The organism is Brevibacillus thermoruber 423, assembly GCF_000454065.1.
Classification (GTDB): domain Bacteria; phylum Bacillota; class Bacilli; order Brevibacillales; family Brevibacillaceae; genus Brevibacillus; species Brevibacillus thermoruber.
In genome coordinates, this window is the sequence record NZ_KE695653.1 from 280,260 (window position 1) to 302,351 (window position 22,092).

Here is a 22,092-nt window from a genome sequence, read left to right on the forward strand (position 1 = left end):
AAGTCAGTCCGTCTCCGTCTAGCGGGCGCTCTGCTGGCTGGCGGTGCTTGCGGCCGCGCCCCGGTCCTTGAGGAAGAACATCGCCGCAATCGTCAGCACGTAGGGCAGCATCGCGGTAAACTGCGTCGGCAGCGAAAAGCCCTGCAGACGGATGCTGAGCGCGTCCATCAGCCCGAACAGCAGGCTGGAGGCGAGAATGCCCAACGGGTGAGACTGCCCCAACATCATCGCCACCAGCGCGATAAAGCCGCGCCCCGCCGTCATGCCTTCAGTAAACATGGTCACCTGTCCCAGCGAGAGCTGTGCCCCGGCCATGCCGCAGAGAACGCCGCACAGCGCAATGGCCAGCACCTGCAGCCGCGTCACTTTGAGGCCCAGGCTGCGGGCCGCCACCGGATTCATCCCGGCCGCCAGCACGCGGAAGCCGGTCACGGTGTGGGCAAAGAACAGATGCAGCAGAACCGCCGCCAAAAAGGCCGCGTAGACCAGCGGCGAATGGCCCGACAGGATGTCCCCCAGCACGGGGATGTCTGTGACCAGGGGGATCTGCCACTGCGGCAGCCCGGCCATGTCCTTGTCGTAAAATGCCCCTTTCACGCCGAAGACGGCGCGCAGCGCAAACGTGGTCAGCCCCAGCGCGAGGAAATTGATCGCCACGCCGACGATGATTTCGTTCGCCTTCAGTCCGATCGTCATGTAGGCAAACAACAGCGAAAACAGCACGGTGACGGCGGCGGCAAACAGGACGGCCAGCGGCAGGCTGCCGGTAAAGTGGTTGCCGACGATGGCGGAAAACGCTCCGACCAGCACCAGCCCCTCCAGCCCGACGTTGAAGATGCCCACCCGGGCGCACAGCGCTCCGCCCAGTGCCGCCAGGAGGATCGGAGTCACCATCCGGATGGTGGAACTGACGAGGGCTCCATCAAACAACTCCATGCGACTCCCTCCTCTTGCTCTTGCGGTTTTTCCACCAGTCATGGCTGAATTTGGCGGAGATAAACAGAATCAGCACGGCCTGGATGACGCTGGCCAGCTCCAGCGGCACCTCGGTGTTGCGCTCCACGCCCATCGCGCCCGTCTGCAGGGCGGCCAGCAGAATCGAGGTAAACACGACGCCGATCGGGTGGGAATTGGCCAGCAGCGTGGCCATCAAGCCCGTCCAGGCATACCCGGGGACGGTCAGCGCGCCGTCGACGTACCGGTAATGCGCCCCCAGCACTTCCACGGTGCCGGCCAGCCCGGCCAATCCCCCGCTGGCAAACATTGCCACAAGCATCACCCGGTCCTTGTCGATCCCGCCGTACCGGGCAAAAAACGGATTGTGTCCGAGCATCTTCACCTCGTAGCCGAACGGCGTGAACCGGACGACCCAGAACAATGCCAGAGCGGCGGCCAACGCCAACAGGAAGCCGGCGTGCACGCTCATGCCGGCGAACAGCTTGGGCAGCCAGACGCTCTTCTCCAGCATGGCCGTCTGGGCCAGCGCCGCCGAGCCTGACTTGTCCTGAAACGGTTCACTGACCAGATACCCGGCAAACAGGACGGCAATGTAGTTGAGCAGCAGGGTGGTGATGAGCAGTTGGACGCGAAACTTCGCCTCCATGTACCCGGCCAAAAGCGACCAGAGACCGCCCACGGCCACCCCGGTCGCCAGCGCGGCCAGCATTTTCACCAGTCCGGGACCGGGCAGGTACAGCCCGACCAGCGTCGCGCCGACTGCTCCCAGCACCATCTGCCCCTCGGCGCCCAGATTGAACACCCCGGCGCGAAACGCCAGCGACAGCCCCAGCCCGATCAGCATGATCGGCGTGGACCGGGCCAGCGTGGAGGCGAAAAAGTAAAAGCTGCCGAACGCCCCTTTCCACATCTGCTGGTAGGTGTCCAGGATCGATTCGCCTACCGCGCTGATGACGACCGCTCCCGTCAACAAGCCGATCGCCACCGCCAACAGCGGCTGGACCAGCGATTTACACAGCTTTTTGACCGCTTCCATGGATGCTTCCTCCTGCCATCAACACGCTGATTTTCTCTTCCGTCGCCTCCGACCGCTTCAGCTCGCCGACGATCCGTCCCTTGTACATGACCAGAATTCTGTCAGACAGCGCCAAAATTTCCGACAGCTCCGACGAGACGAGCAGAATCCCGTCGCCGCTGTTTCGCTTTTCGATCAGCGCCTGGTGGATGTGTTCCATCGCCCCGATGTCCACGCCGCGCGTCGGTTCGGCGGCGATCAACAGCGGCGTCTTTTGCCCCAGCTCGCGGGCGACAATCAGTTTTTGCAGATTGCCGCCGGACAGGTTGCCCGCCTGCTCCTGCAGGTGCCGGGAACCGGTCTTGATGGCAAACCGCTCCACCCACTGCTCCACCACGCGGCGGAACGCGTCCCGCAGAATGACGCCGCGACGGCTGAACGCCGGTTTGCGCTGATAGCCCATCAAGGCGTTTTCCTCCACGCTCTCCTGCTTGGCCGTTCCCCACAGGTACCGGTCTTCCGGGATATGGGCCACTCCCGCTTCGCGAATGGCCGCCACCGGACGGTTGGTGACGTCTTTTCCGCCCAGCAGCACCCTGCCCGCCGTGACCGGCCGCAGCCCGGTGATGGCCTGCAGCAGCTCCGACTGGCCGTTGCCCGAGACCCCGGCGATTCCGACGATTTCCCCGTGGTGCACGGTAAAAGCAACGCCGTCCACGATCGTCTGCCGGTCAGAAACGGTCAGGTTTTCCACCTGCAGGAGCGGCCCGCCGGCCAGGCTCACCCGCTCGCTCAACGGCTGCAGCTCGCGGCCCACCATCAGCCGGGCCAGTTCGTCCACGCTGGTCTCCTGCCGGGAAACGGTCCCGGTCACCCGGCCGCCGCGCAGCACCGTGATCCGGTCGGCCACCTCCATCACTTCCTTGAGCTTGTGCGTGATCAGGATGACGCTCTTGCCGCTCTCCGCCAGGTGGCGGATCGTCTGCAGCAGTTCCTTTACCTCCAGCGGCGTCAGGACGGCGGTCGGCTCGTCCAGTACGATGATGTCCGCTCCCTGGTACAGCACTTTGAGAATCTCCACGCGCTGCTGTTCCCCGACCGAGCATTGGGATACCCGGGCGGTCACGTCGATCGGGATGCGGTAGCGCTCGCTGAGGGCCCGCACCGCCTCCACCGCTTCCTTGCGCCGGAACAGGCCGGCGCGCTGCGGTTCATAGCCGATGACGATGTTCTCCGCCACGCTGAAATCGGCAAACAGCATGAAGTGCTGGTGCACCATCCCGATGCCGTGTTTGATCGCGTCGTCGGGGCCGCGAAAGACCACCGGCCGGCCGTTCAGCACGATCTCCCCGGACGTGGGCTGTTCCATGCCGTACAGCATCCGCATCAGGGTGGTTTTGCCGGCGCCGTTCTCCCCGACGATGGCGTGGACTTCGCCGGCCCGCAGGGTGAACGACACATTGTCGTTGGCCGTAAAATCGCCGTACCTCTTCGTCATGTTGCGCATTTCCAGACGGTACGCCATCCCGTTCTTCCCTCCTTTTTCCTGTTGGCCCGTTGCAACAGGAAACCGACTACCACAGTAGTCGGTCGCCGTCTCGTTTACTGCTGCAGCGGATCGGGCACCTTGCGCGTACCCGCCACGATCTCGTCCTTGATCGCTTTCACCTTGTTGACGATCTCTTCGCCGATGAACGGATGGAGCGGCGTCTTGCTCTCGCGCGTGACGTAGGTGACGCCGACGCCGTCTTCCTTCAGGCCGTACGTTTGCACGCCCGGTTTCAGGCTGCCGTTTACAAACGCCTTTACCGTTTCGTAAGCGGCCGTGTCGGTTCCTTTCAACTGGGACAGGACGATGTGTTCCGGATCGATGCCGGTGCGGTCGACGTCCTGGCCGGAGGTGTAGAAGCCTTTTTCCTTGGCCGCTTCAAACACGCCCAGATCGCCTACGGCAGCGGCCCCGTAGATGAAGTCGGCTCCCTTGTTTGCCTGCAGCAGGGCCAGCTCCTTGGCTTTCGCCGGGTCGTTGAAGCTGCCGACGTAGTTGACGAAGACCTCTGCCTTCGGATTGGTCGCTTTCAGTCCTTCCTGGAAGCCGACCGTCCACTTTTTCAGAAGCGGAATGTCCATCGCTGCGACGATGCCCACCTTGTTGGTCTTGGTCGCCAGGCCGGCCGCCGCTCCCATCAGGTAGGCGGCTTCATGCTCGCGAAAGACCACGCTGCGGACGTTCGGCAGGTCCACGACGGTATCGATGATCGCAAACATGCGGTCCGGGTTTTCCGCCGCCACTTTTTTCAGCGCGTCCTCCGATTCAAACGACGACGTAATGATCAAATCGTAATTCTCAGCCACGGCCGCGCGGATGTTCTCCTCGATGGCGGCGTGGTCGGTCGACTCGATGGTTTTCACATCGACGCCAAATTCCTGCGCTGCTTTCTTGGCGCCCTCGTCCATCTGCTGGAAGAACGGGTTGACCCCGATCTTCTCCGGAAGAACCAGCGCAACACGCTTCTTCGCGCCGCCATCCTGGCCCCCGGCTTGTCCCTTGTCCTCCGGTGCGCCGCCACCCGCCGCACATCCGGCGGCCAGTACGGCAAACGTTGTCAATGCCAACAGGTACTTTTTCATGCTGCTCTCTCCTATCCAGTGACAAAAGTTTCGATTTTGCGATTCTCATACCGGTAATTTACAGGTTTTTATCAAAAATATCAAGAGAAAACACGAATATTTTACTATAAAAACACAATAATGTTCGACTCATTCCTCCTTTTTTTCCGCAAGAGGCGCTTCCATGGAAACCCTGTTGATGGTATGAAAAAAACTCTTCCCGGAGGAAGAGTTTGCCATGTATCGCCAACCTCTTCCTCATCTGTCAAAACCCACGGGTTTTGCAGGAATTGGCACCTTTCTGTACCGGGGTACAGTGGTTGCCGGGCTTCATCGGGCCAGTCCCTCCGCCTCTCTTGATAAGGTAAGGTGAATCCGCTATCCAGTTGTAATGTCTCTTATTCTAGCAAAAGGAAAGCAAATTGCAAACGATTTTTTTGTCATTTCAAAACATTACGGTTGTTGCCCCTGAAACGACTGCTGCAGTTTGCGCGACAGCGCGTTCAGCTCGCCCAGCTCCTCCGTGATTTCCCGCACCTTCTGATGCTGGTTTTCCGCCGTGGCGAACAGCTCTTCCAGATTGGCCACCGATTGTTCCGTCACGGCCGTAATCGTCGACATCTCGGCGGCCACCTCCCCGGAGCGCAGCTTCACCCTGTCCATGCTGGAGCGCACGTGCTCGACGGCCTGCAAAAACGATTCCATCCCGGCCCGAACCGCCTCGATGGAGGTGACGGTCTGGACGGCCAGCTCCTGTCCCTTGGCCACCGACGTTTCCCCGTTGCTCATGTGGCGCACGGCGTTTTCGCTCTCCTGGTGCAGCGACTGCAGGATTTCGGCAATCTCCTGGGTGGCTGTGGCGCTTTGCTCGGCCAGCTTTCGCACCTCGTCGGCCACCACGGCGAAGCCGCGTCCGTGTTCCCCGGCCCGGGCCGATTCGATCGCCGCGTTGAGCGCCAGCAGGTTGGTCTGGGTCGCGATCTGGTTGATCGTCTGCACGATCTCCTCCACCCGGTTGGCCTGCCGGTTCAGCTCGCGGATGGTGGACGAGGCCACGTTGACCGCCTGCACGATCTGCTCCATCTGCCGCGACAGCTCGTTCATCATGCCGATGCTGTCGGTGAGGCGGCGGTTGTTCTGATCGGCCTCCGCCTTCATCGCGTTGGCCTGCTCGTTGACCGCCACGATCTCGTGGTCGATCGACTGGACTTCCTCCTCGATCTTCACCGTGGAGTTGGCCTGCGCCTCCATCCCCGTCGCCACTTCGCGGAACGCGATCATCATCTCGTCCGTGTTCCGTTTGGTCGTCTCCGCGTGCTCATGCACGTGCTCCGACGTGCGGTCGAGCTGTTCCGTCACCAGTCGGATGTGGCCCAACAGCTCCGCCAGCCGCTGTTCCTTTTCCTCCGCTTCCCGCCGCGCCGCCTCCGCTTTGCTCAGCGAGGCTTGTCCGGCCAGACACAGGTAGGTCAAGCCGGCGATCATCAGCACAACGGACACGAGGTGCAGGATCAGGTTGACCTCCGTCCGGCCTTCGTCGAACATGTCGTAGAAACCGGTGTAAAACCCGACAAACGTCGCCGCGATCTGGACAATCCCGGCGGAGACGACCAGCTTCCAGTCCAGATAGGCCGCGAGGAAGCCGAGCACGATGAAGGAAAGGAACGCCGTCTCCGGGTAAGACGTAAAGTGGTCGAACGCGATGGAGTAATACATAAAGCCGATCGCCACCAGGTAGCGAATCACGTAACTGCCTTTGCGGATGAAGTAGTACGGCGAAACGATCAGCGTCACCAGCAGGCCCAGCGATGTCAGCTTCCAGAAGTTCACGTCCTCCTGATACGCGATCCATCCGGCCAGCCACAGATGATTCCAGAGAATAAAGATCATGAAGCCTTCTTTGTTGGTCAAGGTGTTGCGGACCAATTGAAACATGGTCTGAAGCATAAGTTCCTCCTTTACCTCCCGTGTGTCTGGATACAGCTTTCTTTTGTCATTATATCCTGAAAAATCTTCCAAATACTATCGGGTACATGGAAAACATGTGAAAAAAGTTCTAACGCGCCCGTAGTGCTGCCGGATCAGAAGAGGGTTCCGCAATGACCGTTTGGCCCCCCTGCGAATAGGCTAATGCAGGGAACGCATTTTTCAGGAAGGGAACGGGAACGCCGTGGAACTGAATCAACTGCCGGCAGCCGTGCTGACCCGCACGATCAGCCGTCCGAACGTGACCATTACCTACCCGCAGTTGGCCGGCCTGGCCAATCCGCAGGCCGAACAGAAGATCAACCAAACCCTGTCGCGGTACGTGCAGGATTTGATCAACCGGCAGCATGACATCCAGGTGCCGGGAACGACGGACATGCAGGGGAGCTACGAGATCAAAAACAATCAGCGGGGCATCTTCAGCGTCACCCTGAACAACTACGCCTACACCTATCCGATGGCCCACGGCATGACCTATCTGAAGTCGCTCACCGCGGATGTGCAGACCGGGAAAATCTTCTCCCTGCGGGACCTGTTCAAACCGGGCAGCGACTATGTCAAGGTGCTGTCGGACAACATCAGGAGACAGATCGCGGAACGGCGTATTCCCACCCTGGAGCCGTTCAAGGCGATCCGTCCCGACCAGGATTTCTACGTGGCCGACAAAGCGCTCGTCATCTATTTTCAACTCTACGAGATCACGCCGTACTACGTGGGCTTCCCCATGTTTCCCATCTCGGTGTTCGAACTGGAGCCGATCATCAGCGAAAAGGGGCCGCTCAGCGTCATGGCGACCAACTCGTAGCGTGCGTGGCTGGATTCGGCCATTTGTGGGATCGGACTCATAAAAACATCCAGGCTGCCGACGATGTCGACAGCCTGGTTGATTGCCGGGCGCCCGGGTGTGGAGACGGCGGCAGCAGACGGGAACACGTACGGCGTTACTGTGCCGTATACCCGCCGTCAATCACGACCGCTTGCCCCGTCACTCCCCTGGCCTTGTCACTTGCCAGAAAGACGGCGTAGTCCGCAATTTCCTGCACGGACAGCAGCCGCCGCTGCGGAACGAGCGGGTAAATGACTTCTTCCATCACGCGTTCCAGCGGGACGTTTCGGGTCTTGGCCAGATCGGCCAATTGATTCCGCACGAGCGGCGTGTCCACGTACCCCGGACACAGCGCGTTCACGGTGATGCCGTGAGCGGCTCCCTCGAGGGCGGCCACTTTGGTCAGGCCGATCACCCCGTGCTTGGCGCTGTTGTAGGCCGCTTTTCCGGCAAACCCGATCAGGCCGTTGATCGAGGCCATGTTGATGATCCGCCCCTGCCCCTGACGCTTCATGACGGGAAAGGCGTGCTTGATGGCGACAAACGGCGCCGTGAGCATGATGGTGAGCAGCCGCTCAAATGTCTCGGTCGGGAAATCCTCGATCGGCGACACAAACTGCAGCCCCGCATTGTTGACCAGGATGTCCAGCCGGCCAAACGTCTCCACGCTCTTCTCAATGCTCGCCTTGAGCTGGCCTTCATCCGTCACGTCGCAGCCTGCCCCCAGGGCTTCCCTCCCCTCGCTCTGCAGCTGCTCGGCCGCCTTTTCCACGGCCTCCCGGTTGAGGTCCAGCAGTAGCACCTTGGCTCCTTCCCGGGCAAACGTCCGGGCGATTTCATACCCGATTCCGCTTGCCGCACCGGTGACCAGTGCGACTTTTCCTTCCAGCAGCTTGTTCATGATGACACAACTCCTTTTTCCGATTGGTACCTCCGCCGCTTCGTCCCGGATGCGTTCTTGACCTAGACGAAGAGCGAAGCGGCGATTGCCAGAATAAAGACGGTCAGCGTTTTCAACACGGTGATCGCGAAAATGTCCTTGTAGGACTGGCGGTGCGTCAATCCCGTGATCGCCAGCAGGGTGATGACGGCTCCGTTATGCGGCAAGGTATCCATCCCGCCGGAAGCCATCGAGGCAATGCGGTGCAAGAGCTCCGGACTGATGCCGGCCGCCTGCGCCAGTTCCAGATACTGTTTCCCCATCACTTCCAGCGCAATGGACATGCCGCCGGAGGCCGATCCCGTAATCCCCGCGAGCACGTTGACGGCCACGGCTTCGGAGACCAGCGGATGGCTGCTTGCCCCGAGAATCCAGTCTTGAATCAGCTTGAAACCGGGCAGCGTTTTGACCACGTTGCCGAATCCCACCTCGGACGCCGTGTTGAAGATGGCCAGCAGGGCCCCCATCGCGGCGGCGGTCAAACCGGAGGCGAGCTTCGTTTTCACCTGGTTCAGATTGATCAGCACCGCGGCCAGGATGCCGATGCTCAACGCGATGATCAGCGCCCAGGAGGAGGCGACGTTCTTCACCTTGTCGATTTTGAAGCTGTCCTTCAGAAGCTGCGGGTCGTACCAGGTTTCCACGGTCAGAAACCCTCTGCTGAACAGGTAGTTCGACACCAGGACCAGCGCCAACGGGAGCACGGCCAGCCAGATGTTCATGTAGGTTTGATCCCGGTTGAGCTCCGGTTCGTTGATGTGGCCTTCCCCGTACCCTTCGCCGGCCGCGGCTGCCTGTTTGCGCCTGCGCTCCAGCCAGAAGATGCCGCCGCAAAAGACCATGATGGCGCCGATAATCCCTACCAGCGGAGCGGCGTACGCATCTGTCCCAAAATAATTGGTGGGGATAATATTCTGAATCTGCGGCGAACCGGGAAGCGCATCCATCGTGTAGGTAAACGCGCCGAGGGCGATCGCGCCCGGAATCAGCCGTTTGGGAATGTTGGCCTCGCGAAAGATGGCGGCGGCAAACGGGTACACCGCAAACGCCACGACAAAGAGCGACACGCCGCCGTAGGTCAAAATGCTGCAGGCCAGCACGACGGCCAGGATCGCCCGGTTGGAGCCGAGCGCCTTTACGATCGACTGGGCGATGGAGGCGGCCGCTCCGTTCATTTCCATCACCTTGCCAAAGATTGCGCCCAACAGGAAGACGGGAAAGAACGATTTCACATAGTTGGCCGCGTTCGTCATGAACGTTTCAGTGTAGCTGGGCAGCAGCGCAAGTCCCGACAGAACGGCGGCCAACAGGGTAAAAATCGGCGCAAACACGATGACAGGGTAGCCGCGGTACGCAAAAAACATCAAGAGTCCCAACGAGACGAGAATCGCCAACACTTCGATTACCATAGAATTCTCCTTTCCTGCCCCTCGCCAAAAAGCTGAGCCCCGGCCGCCACGTTACAGCGCGGCGGACGACAGGACGCGCAGATTGGGGGAGATGATCAGCTCAGGCTCGGTACAAGCTTGGATATCGGCCGGGGAATAGCCGTCCACGACTTCCACCAGTTCCAACCCCTGCGGCGTGACGTCAAGGACGGCGCGATCCGTAATGATGCGGTGAACCACCCCTTTGCCGGTCAGGGGGAGCCGGCAGGTTTTCAGGATTTTCGGCTCGCCGTACTTGTTTACATGCTCCATGATCACGACGATCTTCTTGGCCCCGTGCACCAGGTCCATGGCGCCGCCCATTCCCTTGACCATCTTTCCCGGAATCATCCAGTTCGCCAGGTCCCCCCGCTCGGAGACTTCCATCGCGCCCAGTATGGCGACGTCGATGTGGCCGCCGCGAATCATCGCGAACGATTCCGCGCTGTCGAACAGACAGGCGCCGGGAATCATCGTGATCGTCTCCTTGCCGGCGTTGATGCAGTCCGGGTCCACCTCGTCTTCCGTCGGGTACGGTCCGATCCCGAGCAGCCCGTTTTCCGACTGCAGCACGACCTGTTTGTCCGCCGGAATGTAGTTGGCGACCAGCGTGGGAATCCCGATTCCCAGGTTCACGTAGAAACCGTTTTCAATTTCCTGCGCGGCCCTTTTGGCAATCTGTTCTCTCGTTAACATCAGGACAGCTCCCTCCTAGCTTCTCACCGTACGTTTTTCGATGCGTTTCTGATAGTTCTCACAGCGGATGATCCGCTGCACGTAGATGCTGGGGGTATGAACCGCGTCCGGGTCCAGTTGGCCCACGTCCACCAGCTCTTCCACTTCGGCGATGGTGATCGCCCCGGCGGCGGCCATGATCGGATTGAAGTTTCGGGCCGTCTTGTTGTAGATGAGGTTGCCCAGCCGGTCTCCCTTCCAGGCTTTCACCAGGGCAAAATCGGCCCGCAACCCCGTTTCCAGCACGTATTCCTTGCCGTTGAACGTGCGGACTTCCTTGCCCTCCTGGATGGGGGTGCCGACGCCTGCCGGGGTGTAAAAGGCCGGAATGCCGGCTCCGCCCGCCCGAATTCGCTCCGCCAGCGTCCCTTGGGGAACCAGCTCCACTTCCAGCTCTCCGGACAGGAACTGCCGCTCAAACTCCTTGTTTTCTCCCACGTAGGACGCAATCATCTTCCTGATCTGCCTGTTCCGCAGGAGAATCCCCAGTCCCCAGTCATCCACGCCGCAGTTGTTCGAGATGACGGTGAGATTCTTTACCCCTTTTTCGTACAGGCCCATGATCAAATGTTCCGGGATGCCAACGAGGCCAAAGCCGCCCACCATGATGGTCGCCCCGTCCGTGATGCCGGCCAGGGCCTGTTCAATCGATTCGCACACGCTCACGTTTCGCACTCCTCCCAAGACGAGTATATGAAATCGCTTTCAACTTTATTGCAGGGATTGTGCCAAACTGTCGCACTTTTTGCAAAAACCTGTCGAGAGCCGGGTTTCTGCGCTCCACGGCCGTGACCGGCGCCCCCATATTGACGGAATCATTCCACAATTGTGGAAAGTGACGTCCATGTTTTCGGAAACGCCCCCCGGAAAACGACGGGTTCCCGGCAGATGCCGTGATGGCGGCAGAATCTGCGTTTTCCACCACGACAAAACAAAATGGCTCCTGCTGAACACAGAAGCCATTTCGCACAAGCTGTTCGGTTTTTTTGGGGGGCGTTACCTCGTCATGGCATCCAACGCAGCGACGTCTTCGGGGAGCAGCTTCCATTCTGCCGCCGCCACATTCTGAATCACCTGCTCCTTGTTTTTGGCGCCGGTAATGACTGTGGCTACAGCCGGCTTTGCCAGAAGCCAGTTCACCGCGACTTGCGCCATCGGCTTGCCATAACGATCTGCGATGGTGCGGATTTTCTCTGCTTTCTCCACGTTTGCTTCGAATTCCCCGTCTTTGAAAAGCGGATTGAACTGGCGCCGAACGTCATCTTCGGGAATCTTCGTCTCTTTGGTGAACTTCCCTGTCAGCAGTCCTTGAGCCAGGGGACTGTACGGAATGAATCCCATGCCGACACGCTCCACGTACGGATACTCGGCTTGCTCCACGCCGCGCTGGAGCAGGTTGTATTGGGATTGAAGCGACACCACATGAGCGTATTTGCGCGCTTCCTCCATTTGTTCCACGGAGAAGTTGGATACGCCGATATAACGGATTTTTCCGCTTTGGACAAGTTCGATGAGGGTTCCCATGGTTTCCTGGATCGGTGTCTTGTGATCCGGCCAGTGCACCTGATACAGATCAATGTAGTCGGTGCCCAGGTTTTTCAGGCTTTCATCAATTTCGCGCAGGATGTTTTTTCGGCTGACATCCATCACAAAGCCGCCCTTGTCATCCCAGACGATGCCAAACTTCGTGGCGATGATGACCTTGTCGCGCACCGGTTTGAGCGTTTTTCCCAGGATGCGTTCCGATTCCCCGTATCCGTAGAAAGGTGCCGTGTCAAAGAAGTTCACCCCCAGATCGTACGCGGTCTGGATCGCTTCCACGATCGCCCGTTCGTCAACATCGCCCCACCCCGTTTTTCCAGCGGCCCAGGCCCCAAATCCAATCACAGACGGAAACAGTTCGCTGTCTCCCAACCGTCTGTTTTCCATGATGATTCCTCCTCATTTTTCTTACTCGTGTTCAAACGCTGGCAGTACATATTCGGCCAACTCGTGCAGGACTTCCGGAATCGGACGCTGCGAGTGGCGGAAATGAAACGCGATATGCGCAACCCCAATCTCCTCAAGCCGTTTCAAGTGTCGAATGAGTTCGTTTCTTCCAATCGTGGCCCCGAACTTAAACGGCTCTGCCGGGTGATCCGGATCCTCGTGGAGATCCAGATGATACGCAGAAATATACGGTTTCCTCTCTGTGATGCCAAGATCGTCATGCGTTTTTATCCACTCGGCCATCTGCTGTTCGGTCGCCGCGATTCCTCGGGGATAGTTGAACCAGGCGTCCAGATGCTGAACAATCCAGTCCAGTGTTTGCGTCCCTCGCCCCGCCATGACGAGCGGGATTGTTGCTTGAACCGGCTTGGGGAGCAGATCGAGCTCGTTGTCTACCAGCATCTGATCCCGGTTCCACGCGTGCCTGATCATGCGGACGCTTTGGCGGAAGATTTCCCCTTTCCGCTCAGCTTCCACCCCGAACAGCGGAAACTCCACCGGACGGTCTCCGGTAGCAATCCCCATCACGAAACGCCCGCCGGACAGTTGATCAATGGTGGCGGCGGCTTTGGCGACATGATACGGATGGCGCAGCGGGAGCACAATCGCCCCCGTGGCCAGGATGACCTCATTCGTAATGGCTGCGAGATATCCCAAATACGCAAAGGGGTCAAACAGTTGGGCGGCATCGCCAAAACGATGGGGATCAAAAATGGGCACATCCCGCAGCCACATGGATTTAAAGCCCAGCCGATCCACCAATCGGGCATACTCCGCATGACGCTCCATGTTCGGGACACCGAAGGGGCGTCCCTCTCGTTCCGCTTGTTTCAGTCCCGCCGGTGACCAGTCGGTATCCAGGGGAAGCTCGACGCCAAATGTCATGCGCCGCGACGGAATCATTTTCTTCAATGCCGTCATACCCAAGTGCACCACCTCCTTTCTCATACGTTTCTCATGCGATGGAATCAACGCGGCTGCTCCGCTCCAGAACCATGCTCCACCGGGATAGAACCACGGCCCCCGCCACCATCAAGGCACCTATCCATGAAGTATGGAGAAGCCCCAGGGAATCCGTGACCAGTCCACCCAGGTAGGACCCGATCGCAATGCCGGCATTGAACGCGGCAATATTGATGGCAGAAGCCACATCCACTGCAGACGGAACGTACTTCTCAGCCAACTGGACCACGTATAGCTGAAGTCCCGGAACGTTCATGAAGGCGAACAGTCCCATGAAAATGATCGTAACAAGCCCCATTACCTTAAAAGGCGCGGTAAACAGCAGGAGAAGCAGCACGATCGCCTGGACGATAAACATGTAGAACAGCGCCTGGATGGGATTGCGATTGGATGCTTTGCCTCCGATGATGTTTCCAATCGCGATCGCGACCCCGTAGACAAGCAGGATGATGCTTACCGTGCCGGCTTGAAATCCCGTAATTTCCTGCAGAATGGGAGAGAGATACGTAAAGACGACGAAGGTCCCGCCATACCCCAGCGCCGTGATGATAAAGACAAGAAGCAAGCGGCCGTTTGTGACCAGTTTCAGTTGATCCGCAAATGTGGTAGGCGTTCCCTGACGGAGACGAGCGGGAACCAGAATGGCGTTGGCCAGCAGCGAAATCAGGCCAATCCCGGCAATGCCCGCAAAGGAATACCGCCAGCCGAACGTTTGCCCGATAAACGTTCCAAACGGCACCCCTGTCACCGTGGCCACCGTCAGACCGGTGAACATGAAGGCGATGGCGCTCGCTCGACGGTCCTCCGGAACCAGATCCGCCGCAATCGTCGACCCGATGGACATAAAGACACCGTGGGAAAAGGCCGAAATGACACGAGCGACGAGCAGGATCTCAAAGCCCGTGGCGGTGGCGGCGATACTGTTCCCGATCACAAAGACAATCATGATCCACATCAGCAGCGTCTTTTTGGACATCGATGACGTCAGGGACGTTAAAATAGGCGCTCCGAACGCCACTCCCAGGGCATAGAGGGACACCGTGAGTCCAGCGGTGGTGACGGGAACGTGCAAATCCTGCGAAATGGATGGCAGCAAGCCCACACTGATAAATTCCGTCGTTCCAATGGCAAAAGCGCTGATGGCCAACGCGAGCAGGGCAAAGAAGCTGTGGCGCTGCGTCCCGCTGCCTATTGCGCGATGGTCATTGTGTACGGCCATAAGGCAACCTCCTCGAACAGAAAATATTGTATGTCGATAGGATAAATAGGAATTAATGAAAAGTCGTATAATGAAACCGGAGTCTCCCCTCCAATCTTTTGGCAGAATTTCTTATCGACAACGACAAAACGTATTATGTAACATATACGATTGAATAGAAAGTACGTACTTTTTTGTGCTATTGTTACTATTCAGTGCTATAGGAACCAATCAGTAATATAAACAACAAACAGAAACTGCGATGATGCAAGGAGAGGTGGAACGGCATGAAAAAAGCGGAAAAAACGTACAACATTCCGGTGGAAGCGACATTGGAAGTCATCGGGGGAAAGTGGAAAACGGTGATCCTTTGCCATTTGACCCGTGGGCCGATGCGAACGAGCGAACTGAAAAAAGCCATGCCCGCCATCACGCAAAAAATGCTGACGCAGCAGCTTCGCGAACTGGAGGAAGATGGCGTCATCAACCGCATTGTGTACCATCAGGTCCCGCCGAAAGTGGTCTATGAACTGAATGAGTTCGGGTGGTCGCTGAAGCCTGTCCTGGATCAGTTGTGCGCATGGGGAGAGGAGTACATCAAAAAGGAGCGAGCCAACAAGAAATAAGCAAAAAAGCAGAGCGTCTGGGGCACGTCGTTTCCAGACACCTCTGCTTTCTTTTGTTTTGCTTCCAGCCCGTTCGGAAATCGGGCGTGCCTTTCCGATTTCCGGACCGCTTACACCGGTTTGTCCCGGCTGTATTTCTCCCATTTCTGATAGAAGCTGGACTTGCTAATCCCGAGAAGCTTCGCCGCTTCCAGCTTGTTTCCGGCAGCCGCCTCCATCGCCCGCATGATCGCCTCGCGTTCCGCCGCTTCCAGCGTCTCCTTCAAGGGGCGAACCGGTGAAACGGGGAGAGCCTTTCCCGATCCGGGCAGCCAGATGTGCTCCTTTTTCAGCACGTCCCCATCCATCAGATGTACCGCCCGCTCCAGGACATTGCGCAGTTCCCGCACGTTCCCCGGCCAGGAGTGGCTGCGCAGCACGTCCCACACCTCTTCGTCGATCTCCCGCACTTGAACGCCGGTTGTCTCGACGATCTGCTTGAGCAGGGTGGCAACGAGCTCCGGCAGATCCTCCAGCCGTTCCCGCAGCGGCGGAATGTTCAGGGACACCACGTTCAGCCGGTAGTACAGGTCCACCCGGAACGCCCCCTCGCGAATGCGGCTGGGCAGGTCCTGATTCGTGCAGGCGATCACCCGCACATCGATGGGAATCGGCCGGACCCCTCCTACCCGCTCCACTTCTTTTTCCTGAAGCACGCGCAGCAATTTTGCCTGCAGCGGCAGCGGCATGTCCCCAATCTCGTCCAGCAGAATCGTGCCGTGGTTGGCCAATTCAAACTTTCCTTTTTTCCCTTTGCGCGCCGCCCCGGTGAACGCTCCCTCTTCGTATCCAAACAGTTCGGACTCCAGCAGGGCATCCGGAATCGCGGCGCAGTTGACCCGGATAAACGGGCCCATTTTCCGCCGGCTCCCCGCGTGAATGGCGTGGGCAAACAGCTCTTTTCCCGTTCCGCTCTCCCCGGTGATCAACACGGTGGAATCGCTCTTCGCCACCTTTTGGCAAAAGGCTTTCAGCTCTTTCATCTTGGGGCTGCGCTCCACGATCTCGTCAAAGTGGTAAATCGCCCCGAGGCGCCGCTGCAGCTCCCGTTTGTAGTAGGTCAGCTCGTCCCGGAGCTGATCCACCACCGCGGCCAATCCCGACAATTCCTGCACGTCCTGAAACAGCACGGTGCCCAGCACGGCGATGACCTTCCCGCCTTCCATGATCGGAATGCGGTTGGCGATCATGTTTTGTCCTTTTATTCGCTGAATTTGCGCAATTTCAGGCTTGCCCTGCTGCGCCACGATGTGCATCCGCGTGTTCTCGATCACTTCGGTGACGTGGCGGCCGACCACGTTGTCCACGCCCAAAAACTCGCGGTAGCTTCGGTTCATGAGAAGGATCTTCCCGCCTCGATCCGTCACGACAATGGCTTCATGAGCATTCTCGAAGACGGCTTCCAGCAGCTTGCCCATGGTTGGGGGATTCTGTTCCGTAAAAGAGCCCTCCCTTCTCCCGATACGTGTCCACTACCAGCCATTATAGAGCAGGTGGCGGCACGGAAGATACTCCTTTTTCTGAGAACCGTTCGCCCCCTCTGATGAACGAGGGACCCCCAGGGCACGCCGTTTGTGATCAAAAGCAGACGCCCTGTCATGTCGACCGGAACCCCAAACGAAAAGAGCCTGCCCCGTTTTCGACGAGGAAGGCTCAACGCGCTGCGGTGCTCCGACAGCGGACGGCTTACGACAGCCGCTTGATGATATTGCGGGCCATCCACACGCCGGCCGCGCCGGCCTGGGCCAATCCGCGGGTGATGCCCGCGCCGTCGCCGCCGCAGAACAGCCCCTTGATTTCCGTCTCAAATTCGTCCGTCAGCTTGGGACGGGCCGAGTAAAACTTCGCCTCGACCCCGTAGAACAGCGTGTGTTCCGACGCGATCCCCGGCGTTACCTTGTCCAGCGCTTCCACCATTTCGATCAGGCTTTTCATCGTGTTGTACGGCAGGACCAGACCGAGGTCGCCCGGCACCGCCTCTTTCAAGGTCGGCTCCAGGAAGCCTTCCTTGATCCGTGCTTCGGTGGAGCGGCGGCCGCGCAGGATGTCCCCGTACTTTTGCACGATGACGCCGCCGTTGGAGAGGTCGTTGGCCCGTTTGCAGATTTCGCGGGCGTACTCGTTCGGCTTGTCAAACGGCTCGGTAAACTTGTGGGACACCAGCAGCGCAAAGTTGGTGTTGCTGGAGCCGAGCGCCGGATCTTTGTAGGAGTGGCCGTTGGCCGCCATCACCCCGCTGTGGTTTTCCACCACCACGTGGCCGGACGGGTTGCTGCAGAACGTGCGGACCCGCGTCCCCACCGACGTGTTAAAAATGAATTTACCCTCGTACAGATGCTCGTTGATCTCCCGCATCACCACATCGGACGTCTCCACGCGCACGCCGACGTCCACCTGGTTGTTGTACATTTTCAGGCGGCGTTTTTTCAGGATGCTGGTCAGCCAGGCGGAACCGTCCCGCCCCGGTCCGATCACCACGTAGTCGCTGTGGTACTCGTCCCCGTTTTTCAGCACCACGCCGGTGACGCGGTACCCGTCCTCTTCCTTCACCGTCAGGATGTCCTCCACTTCCGTCTTGAACATCATGTCGATCCGCTCGTTCAGGTACTCGTAGATGGACTGCAGAATCTGCAGGTTTTGCTCCGTGCCCAGGTGGCGCACCCGCGCCCGCAGCAGCTTCAGCCCGGCGGCGTACGCACGCTGCTCGATGCTCTTGATCGTCTCCGTGGTCGGGTCGGTGATCGTCGTCGTCGCGCCGTGCTTCAGGTTGATCTGGTCGACGTACGTGATCAGTTCCAGCACCTGGGACGGATTGAGGTAATCGGTCATCCAGCCGCCAAACTCGGTGGTAATGTTGAACTTCCCGTCGCTGTATGCGCCCGCTCCGCCAAACCCGCTGGTGATGGAGCAGGCGGGCAGACAGCCGGCGTACTCCTTTTTGCCGGCCGGCGGCGGACACAGCTTGATCTTCTCCTCCAGGATCGGGCATCGCCTGGAGTAGATGTCGTGCCCTTTATCAATCAACAGAACTTTGGCACCCGGCGCCTTCAGCGTGAGCTCATAGCTGGCGAAAATTCCCGCAGGGCCCGCCCCTACGACAATGACATCGTACTTGTTCATGATCGCAACCTCTCCTCCATGTCGGAAAATCCTGTTGACTGAACCGCTGCACAAAAAAATCCTGACCGACGAACGGGTATGTCAGTGACACCCATTCGTAGCCAGGAATTTACGGTTCCTTGTAGAGACCCCCAAACCCTATTATTGAGGATATACGAATCGTGCGAAATGTATGCGTATGCGGTTTGACAACACTTTGCATAATAACGCACGATGTTAATCATGTCAACCACTTCGGTTAATTTTATTCGTGTTTCACCAAAAACAGGCGAATAACATTGGGGAGATCAGTCGTCTGACGACTAAAATCCGAACATTAAAATCGGCGCACTTGCCTCTGCCGAATAAAAAAAGCGGGATTGCTCCCGCTTTTTCCACCCGGCTATCCAGCTGTCACGACACCGCAGTGTTCTCCGCAGCTTCTTCCCGCCAGCACTCCACATCAGACAGCCTAGGAATGTTGCTGGCACGGAAAACCGGATTTTGACCGGACTTCAATTGTTTCGTATAATCGTTCAATGCGGCGAACGCGACTTTACCCAACAGCGCGATCGCAGCGAGATTCAACAGCGCCATGAACGCCATAAACAGGTCGGCCAGATCCCAGACGATGCTGATTTTCGCCACGGACCCGAACATCACCATGCCGACCACAGCCAGGCGGTAGAGTGTCAGCCAGGTTTTGCCGGTCTTGATGAACTCGATGTTGGTCTCCCCGTAATAGTAGTTGCCGATGACCGAACTGAAGGCAAACAGGAATACGATGACAGCGACAAACATACCCGCCCATGCGCCCACATGCGTACTGAGCGCCGCTTGCGTCAGAGCGATGCCGTCCAGCCCCTCTGTCGTGTATACGCCGGACAGAAGCACGATAAACGCCGTCGCGCTGCAAACCACCAGCGTGTCGACAAACACGCCCAGCGCTTGAATCAGCCCTTGTTTGGCCGGATGGGTCACATCAGCGGTGGCCGCAGCATTGGCCGCGCTCCCCATCCCCGCCTCATTGGAGAAGAGACCGCGCTTGATTCCCTGCATCACCGCAGCACCCATCCCGCCGCCAGCAACCTGTTCCAGGCCGAACGCGGATTTGACGATCAAGAGCAGAACGCCCGGCAGTTGGGTGATGTTGGTCACGACCACGTACAGCGCCACCAAGACGTACGCGCCCGCCATGAACGGCACGAGGTATTCAGCGACCTTTGCCACACGCTTGACGCCGCCGAAGACGATGATGCCCGTAATGGCCGCCAGAATCAGCCCCATCACGACAGGAGGAACGCCATACGCCGTCTGAAACGCCTGCGAAATCGTGTTGGCCTGCACGGCATTGAAGACGAGACCAAAACTGAACGTGATCAGTATGGCGAACAGAACGCCCATCCAGCGCTTTTTCAGCCCCTTTTCCATGTAGTAGGCAGGGCCACCGCGGAAACTGTCTTTATCTTTCACTTTAAAAATTTGCGCCAGCGTGCTTTCCACAAAGGCGGACGCGGACCCGATCAGGGCGATCAGCCACATCCAGAACACCGCACCGGGACCGCCGACGGAAATCGCCATGGCCACACCAGCCAGATTCCCGGTCCCGACCCGGGATGCGGTGCTGATACAGAATGCCTGAAAGGACGAGATGCTCCCCTTTTTCTTGTCCGCTGCGCCTTCTCCGAGGAGACGGAACATTTCGCCCGCCAATCGGAACTGAACAAACTTTGTCCGCAACGTAAAATAGACGCCCAACACAATCAACAGGGCGATCAGAATCTTAGACCAGAGCAAATCGTTTGCCGCCGCCACAGCTTTCTCCAATAATCCCAAAAGGATCGACACTTGCCCACACACCCCCACAGCCTGAATATATCAAAAGGCAATACGCAAGATAGTTTATCACAAAACTTTCAAAAAGAAACCCTGCCAACATGAATGTTCGCTTGAAGGAAAAAAGCCCCAAGCAGGAACAGCCAATCGAGAATGGCATAACAAAACCCGGTCCCATCCGGAACCGGGCAGCACCGTCCGCTAGAACAGCAGCTTTCCCCTTTTCATGATCAACTTGTCGTCCAGGTACACGTCCGGCTTCTTCACGACCAAATCGATGTGCACGCCTGCGGCAATCGTTCCGCCAAAGGTGTTGTTGCTGCCAAATGCCACGTGTATCGTGCCGTACACCTTTTCGTCTTCCAGGACGATACCGGTGATGCGGGCCTTGTCGTTGGTGCCGATGCCAAACTCGCCAAGCAGGCGGCCGTCTCCATCGCCGAGGGTTTGCAGCAGCCGGTCCGCTTCCGCTCCTGCCGCGTCGACGATGCGTCCCTGGCGAACGGTCAGCACGAGCGGACTGTCGATTTTGCCGATGCCGGAAATCGAGCCGTCCACCACGATCTGCCCCTCAGCCGTTCCCTCCACCGGAGCCACATACGCTTCTCCGGACGGCAGGTTGCCCGACTCGCCTGGATTGACGTAGACACCGGTGCTGGCGATTCCGCTCCGCCCGGCGATGGAAAACGCGAGCGTCTTCCCTTCCTTTTCAATGCGCACCGTTTGCGCCCTGCTGAGCAGATCGGCCACTTTCTCCGTCAAGGCTTTCACCTGGCTGTAATCGGCCGTGATCGCTCCCTCCCGAAACATGTCCGGGGTGATCGACGGCATCGTCGCCAAACGGGCTCCGTTCGCAACGGCCTCTTTGCGCGCACGGGTATGGGTGAGGGAATGCTCCGTGACACAGACTACGACGTCGGAGCGCTTCATCGCTTCACTGACAGCCGCCGGGGGCTCCTGGCCGGATTTCTCCCGCTGGGTCATGACCATCAGCACCGCTTCCGCCCCCAACTGTCGGCCGGCTTCCCACAGCGCTTCCCCCAACTCCCGTTTGGCGTCGTCGGCGACCACCAAAAAGGATTCGCCCGGCTTGAGGGCCATGCAGTTGGTCAATAGTCCCTTGCTGATGTCGGTCAGCTTCACGTCTCATCATCCTTTTCAAATCATTTCCGATACGAGCTTGGCCATGATGGCGTTGGACAACATCACCGGAAGGCCCGTCTGTTCCGCCACCAGCCGGCGGGCCTCCTCCGTGTATCCCATGCAGTCGAGCAGGACGATGTCCGCCTTGTCCTTGAGCGCTTCGGACGCCGCGCGAAGCGATTCCTCGTCGCGATCGTACGGCGAGGCGACGGCAAACACGGGATCCAGGCCATGCGGAAGATACTTGGGCCGCAGCGCCTCGGCCTGCACCTTGAGCGGCACCATCACGCCCAGACGCCGTGATCGTACCATCGCCGCCACGGTCGGCGGGATCACGCGGTCCGGTTCGATCAAAAACGCCTTCTCTGCCGAGAGGCCGGGGAACACCCCGGTGCAGAACAGCAGGATCGTGCGGATGCCCGTCTCCTCCATCTCGTGGATCTTTCGCTGCAACATCGGTTGAATCCGCTCGCGCGATACGACGACCGCTTCCCCGTTGGCCATGCGGGAGGTCAGTACGTATTCGCCCGGACCGGGGGCCAGATGGGCCTCAATGTCTTGCTTCGTCATACCGTCCAATACTCCTGCCTGCACCAGTTCCGCCCGGCCGGCGAGATGCGTCTCCAGCATGGGAGCCGCATCGGGGCGGGGGGCCTGCCCAATCGTGATCATTCCCAGACGTTTCACGGTGACCATCTCCCTT

At 58.8% G+C, this 22,092-nt stretch carries 19 protein-coding genes and 2 riboswitches; of the genes, 2 read left to right on the forward strand and 17 right to left on the reverse strand.

Annotated features, from left to right (window positions below):
• Positions 1-18 precede the first annotated feature (18 nt).
• From M516_RS0118685 to M516_RS0118710, 5 genes are all read right to left on the reverse strand, one after another.
• Positions 19-936 carry an ABC transporter permease gene (locus tag M516_RS0118685; protein ID WP_029100466.1) on the reverse strand — a complete coding sequence of 306 codons (918 nt, stop codon included), beginning with the start codon at positions 934-936 and terminating at the stop codon, positions 19-21.
• On the reverse strand, positions 923-1,993 hold the full coding sequence (locus tag M516_RS0118690) for an ABC transporter permease (protein ID WP_029100467.1): 1,071 nt from the start codon (positions 1,991-1,993) through the stop codon (positions 923-925). The genes M516_RS0118685 and M516_RS0118690 overlap by 14 nt, the downstream gene beginning before the upstream one ends.
• Complete coding sequence (locus M516_RS0118695) at positions 1,968-3,497, reverse strand: ABC transporter ATP-binding protein (RefSeq protein WP_029100468.1); 1,530 nt, start codon at positions 3,495-3,497, stop codon at positions 1,968-1,970. The genes M516_RS0118690 and M516_RS0118695 overlap by 26 nt, the downstream gene beginning before the upstream one ends.
• A 77-nt stretch (positions 3,498-3,574) precedes the next feature.
• The gene (locus tag M516_RS0118700) at positions 3,575-4,603 is read right to left on the reverse strand and encodes a BMP family lipoprotein (RefSeq protein ID WP_029100469.1); all 1,029 of its coding nucleotides are present in this window, start codon (positions 4,601-4,603) and stop codon (positions 3,575-3,577) included.
• Between the two features lie 234 nt (positions 4,604-4,837).
• A riboswitch (SAM riboswitch) is annotated at positions 4,838-4,948 on the reverse strand.
• An 87-nt stretch (positions 4,949-5,035) separates the two neighbouring features.
• On the reverse strand, positions 5,036-6,517 hold the full coding sequence (locus M516_RS0118710; RefSeq protein WP_029100470.1) for a methyl-accepting chemotaxis protein: 1,482 nt from the start codon (positions 6,515-6,517) through the stop codon (positions 5,036-5,038).
• A 235-nt stretch (positions 6,518-6,752) separates the two neighbouring features.
• On the opposite strand from M516_RS0118710, the gene M516_RS0118715 reads away from it, so the two are divergent.
• Positions 6,753-7,373 carry a DUF3298 and DUF4163 domain-containing protein gene (locus M516_RS0118715; RefSeq protein WP_029100471.1) on the forward strand — a complete coding sequence of 207 codons (621 nt, stop codon included), beginning with the start codon at positions 6,753-6,755 and terminating at the stop codon, positions 7,371-7,373.
• Positions 7,374-7,509: 136 nt separating this feature from the next.
• Here the strand turns inward: M516_RS0118715 and M516_RS0118720 are convergent, their stop codons facing one another.
• The 7 genes from M516_RS0118720 to M516_RS0118750 form a co-directional block, all read right to left on the reverse strand.
• Entirely contained in the window at positions 7,510-8,295 is a 786-nt protein-coding gene (locus M516_RS0118720) for a 3-hydroxybutyrate dehydrogenase (RefSeq protein ID WP_029100472.1), read from the reverse strand.
• Positions 8,296-8,357: 62 nt separating this feature from the next.
• Entirely contained in the window at positions 8,358-9,743 is a 1,386-nt protein-coding gene (locus M516_RS0118725; RefSeq protein ID WP_029100473.1) for a GntP family permease, read from the reverse strand.
• 51 nt (positions 9,744-9,794) lie between these two features.
• Positions 9,795-10,460: a CoA transferase subunit B gene (locus tag M516_RS0118730; protein WP_029100474.1), complete on the reverse strand. Its 666-nt coding sequence runs from the start codon at positions 10,458-10,460 to the stop codon at positions 9,795-9,797.
• Between the two features lie 12 nt (positions 10,461-10,472).
• Complete coding sequence (locus tag M516_RS0118735; protein WP_029100475.1) at positions 10,473-11,162, reverse strand: CoA transferase subunit A; 690 nt, start codon at positions 11,160-11,162, stop codon at positions 10,473-10,475.
• Positions 11,163-11,492: 330 nt separating this feature from the next.
• Positions 11,493-12,425 carry an aldo/keto reductase gene (locus M516_RS0118740; protein ID WP_029100476.1) on the reverse strand — a complete coding sequence of 311 codons (933 nt, stop codon included), beginning with the start codon at positions 12,423-12,425 and terminating at the stop codon, positions 11,493-11,495.
• Positions 12,426-12,446: 21 nt separating this feature from the next.
• Positions 12,447-13,406, reverse strand: a complete 960-nt coding sequence (locus M516_RS0118745) for a TIGR03571 family LLM class oxidoreductase (RefSeq protein ID WP_035290200.1) — start codon at positions 13,404-13,406, stop codon at positions 12,447-12,449.
• A gap of 34 nt (positions 13,407-13,440) precedes the next feature.
• Positions 13,441-14,667 (reverse strand): MFS transporter, encoded by a 1,227-nt coding sequence (locus M516_RS0118750; protein WP_051188298.1) that lies wholly within the window; start codon positions 14,665-14,667, stop codon positions 13,441-13,443.
• A 266-nt stretch (positions 14,668-14,933) separates the two neighbouring features.
• Between M516_RS0118750 and M516_RS0118755 the strand changes: the two genes are divergently transcribed.
• Entirely contained in the window at positions 14,934-15,272 is a 339-nt protein-coding gene (locus tag M516_RS0118755) for a winged helix-turn-helix transcriptional regulator (RefSeq protein ID WP_029100479.1), read from the forward strand.
• A 110-nt stretch (positions 15,273-15,382) separates the two neighbouring features.
• On the opposite strand, the gene M516_RS0118760 is transcribed toward M516_RS0118755, so the two are convergent.
• From M516_RS0118760 to M516_RS0118780, 5 genes are all read right to left on the reverse strand, one after another.
• Positions 15,383-16,729: a sigma-54 interaction domain-containing protein gene (locus tag M516_RS0118760; protein ID WP_029100480.1), complete on the reverse strand. Its 1,347-nt coding sequence runs from the start codon at positions 16,727-16,729 to the stop codon at positions 15,383-15,385.
• 268 nt (positions 16,730-16,997) lie between these two features.
• On the reverse strand, positions 16,998-18,431 hold the full coding sequence (locus tag M516_RS0118765) for an NAD(P)/FAD-dependent oxidoreductase (RefSeq protein ID WP_029100481.1): 1,434 nt from the start codon (positions 18,429-18,431) through the stop codon (positions 16,998-17,000).
• Positions 18,432-18,509: 78 nt separating this feature from the next.
• Positions 18,510-18,609, reverse strand: a riboswitch (purine riboswitch).
• 215 nt (positions 18,610-18,824) lie between these two features.
• Positions 18,825-20,258, reverse strand: coding sequence for an alanine/glycine:cation symporter family protein (locus M516_RS0118770; RefSeq protein ID WP_420796329.1), 1,434 nt, complete (start codon positions 20,256-20,258; stop codon positions 18,825-18,827).
• A 189-nt stretch (positions 20,259-20,447) separates the two neighbouring features.
• Positions 20,448-21,389, reverse strand: a complete 942-nt coding sequence (locus M516_RS0118775) for an aminopeptidase (RefSeq protein WP_029100483.1) — start codon at positions 21,387-21,389, stop codon at positions 20,448-20,450.
• A 15-nt stretch (positions 21,390-21,404) separates the two neighbouring features.
• The gene (locus tag M516_RS0118780; RefSeq protein WP_035290203.1) at positions 21,405-22,085 is read right to left on the reverse strand and encodes an AroM family protein; all 681 of its coding nucleotides are present in this window, start codon (positions 22,083-22,085) and stop codon (positions 21,405-21,407) included.
• Positions 22,086-22,092 lie beyond the last annotated feature (7 nt).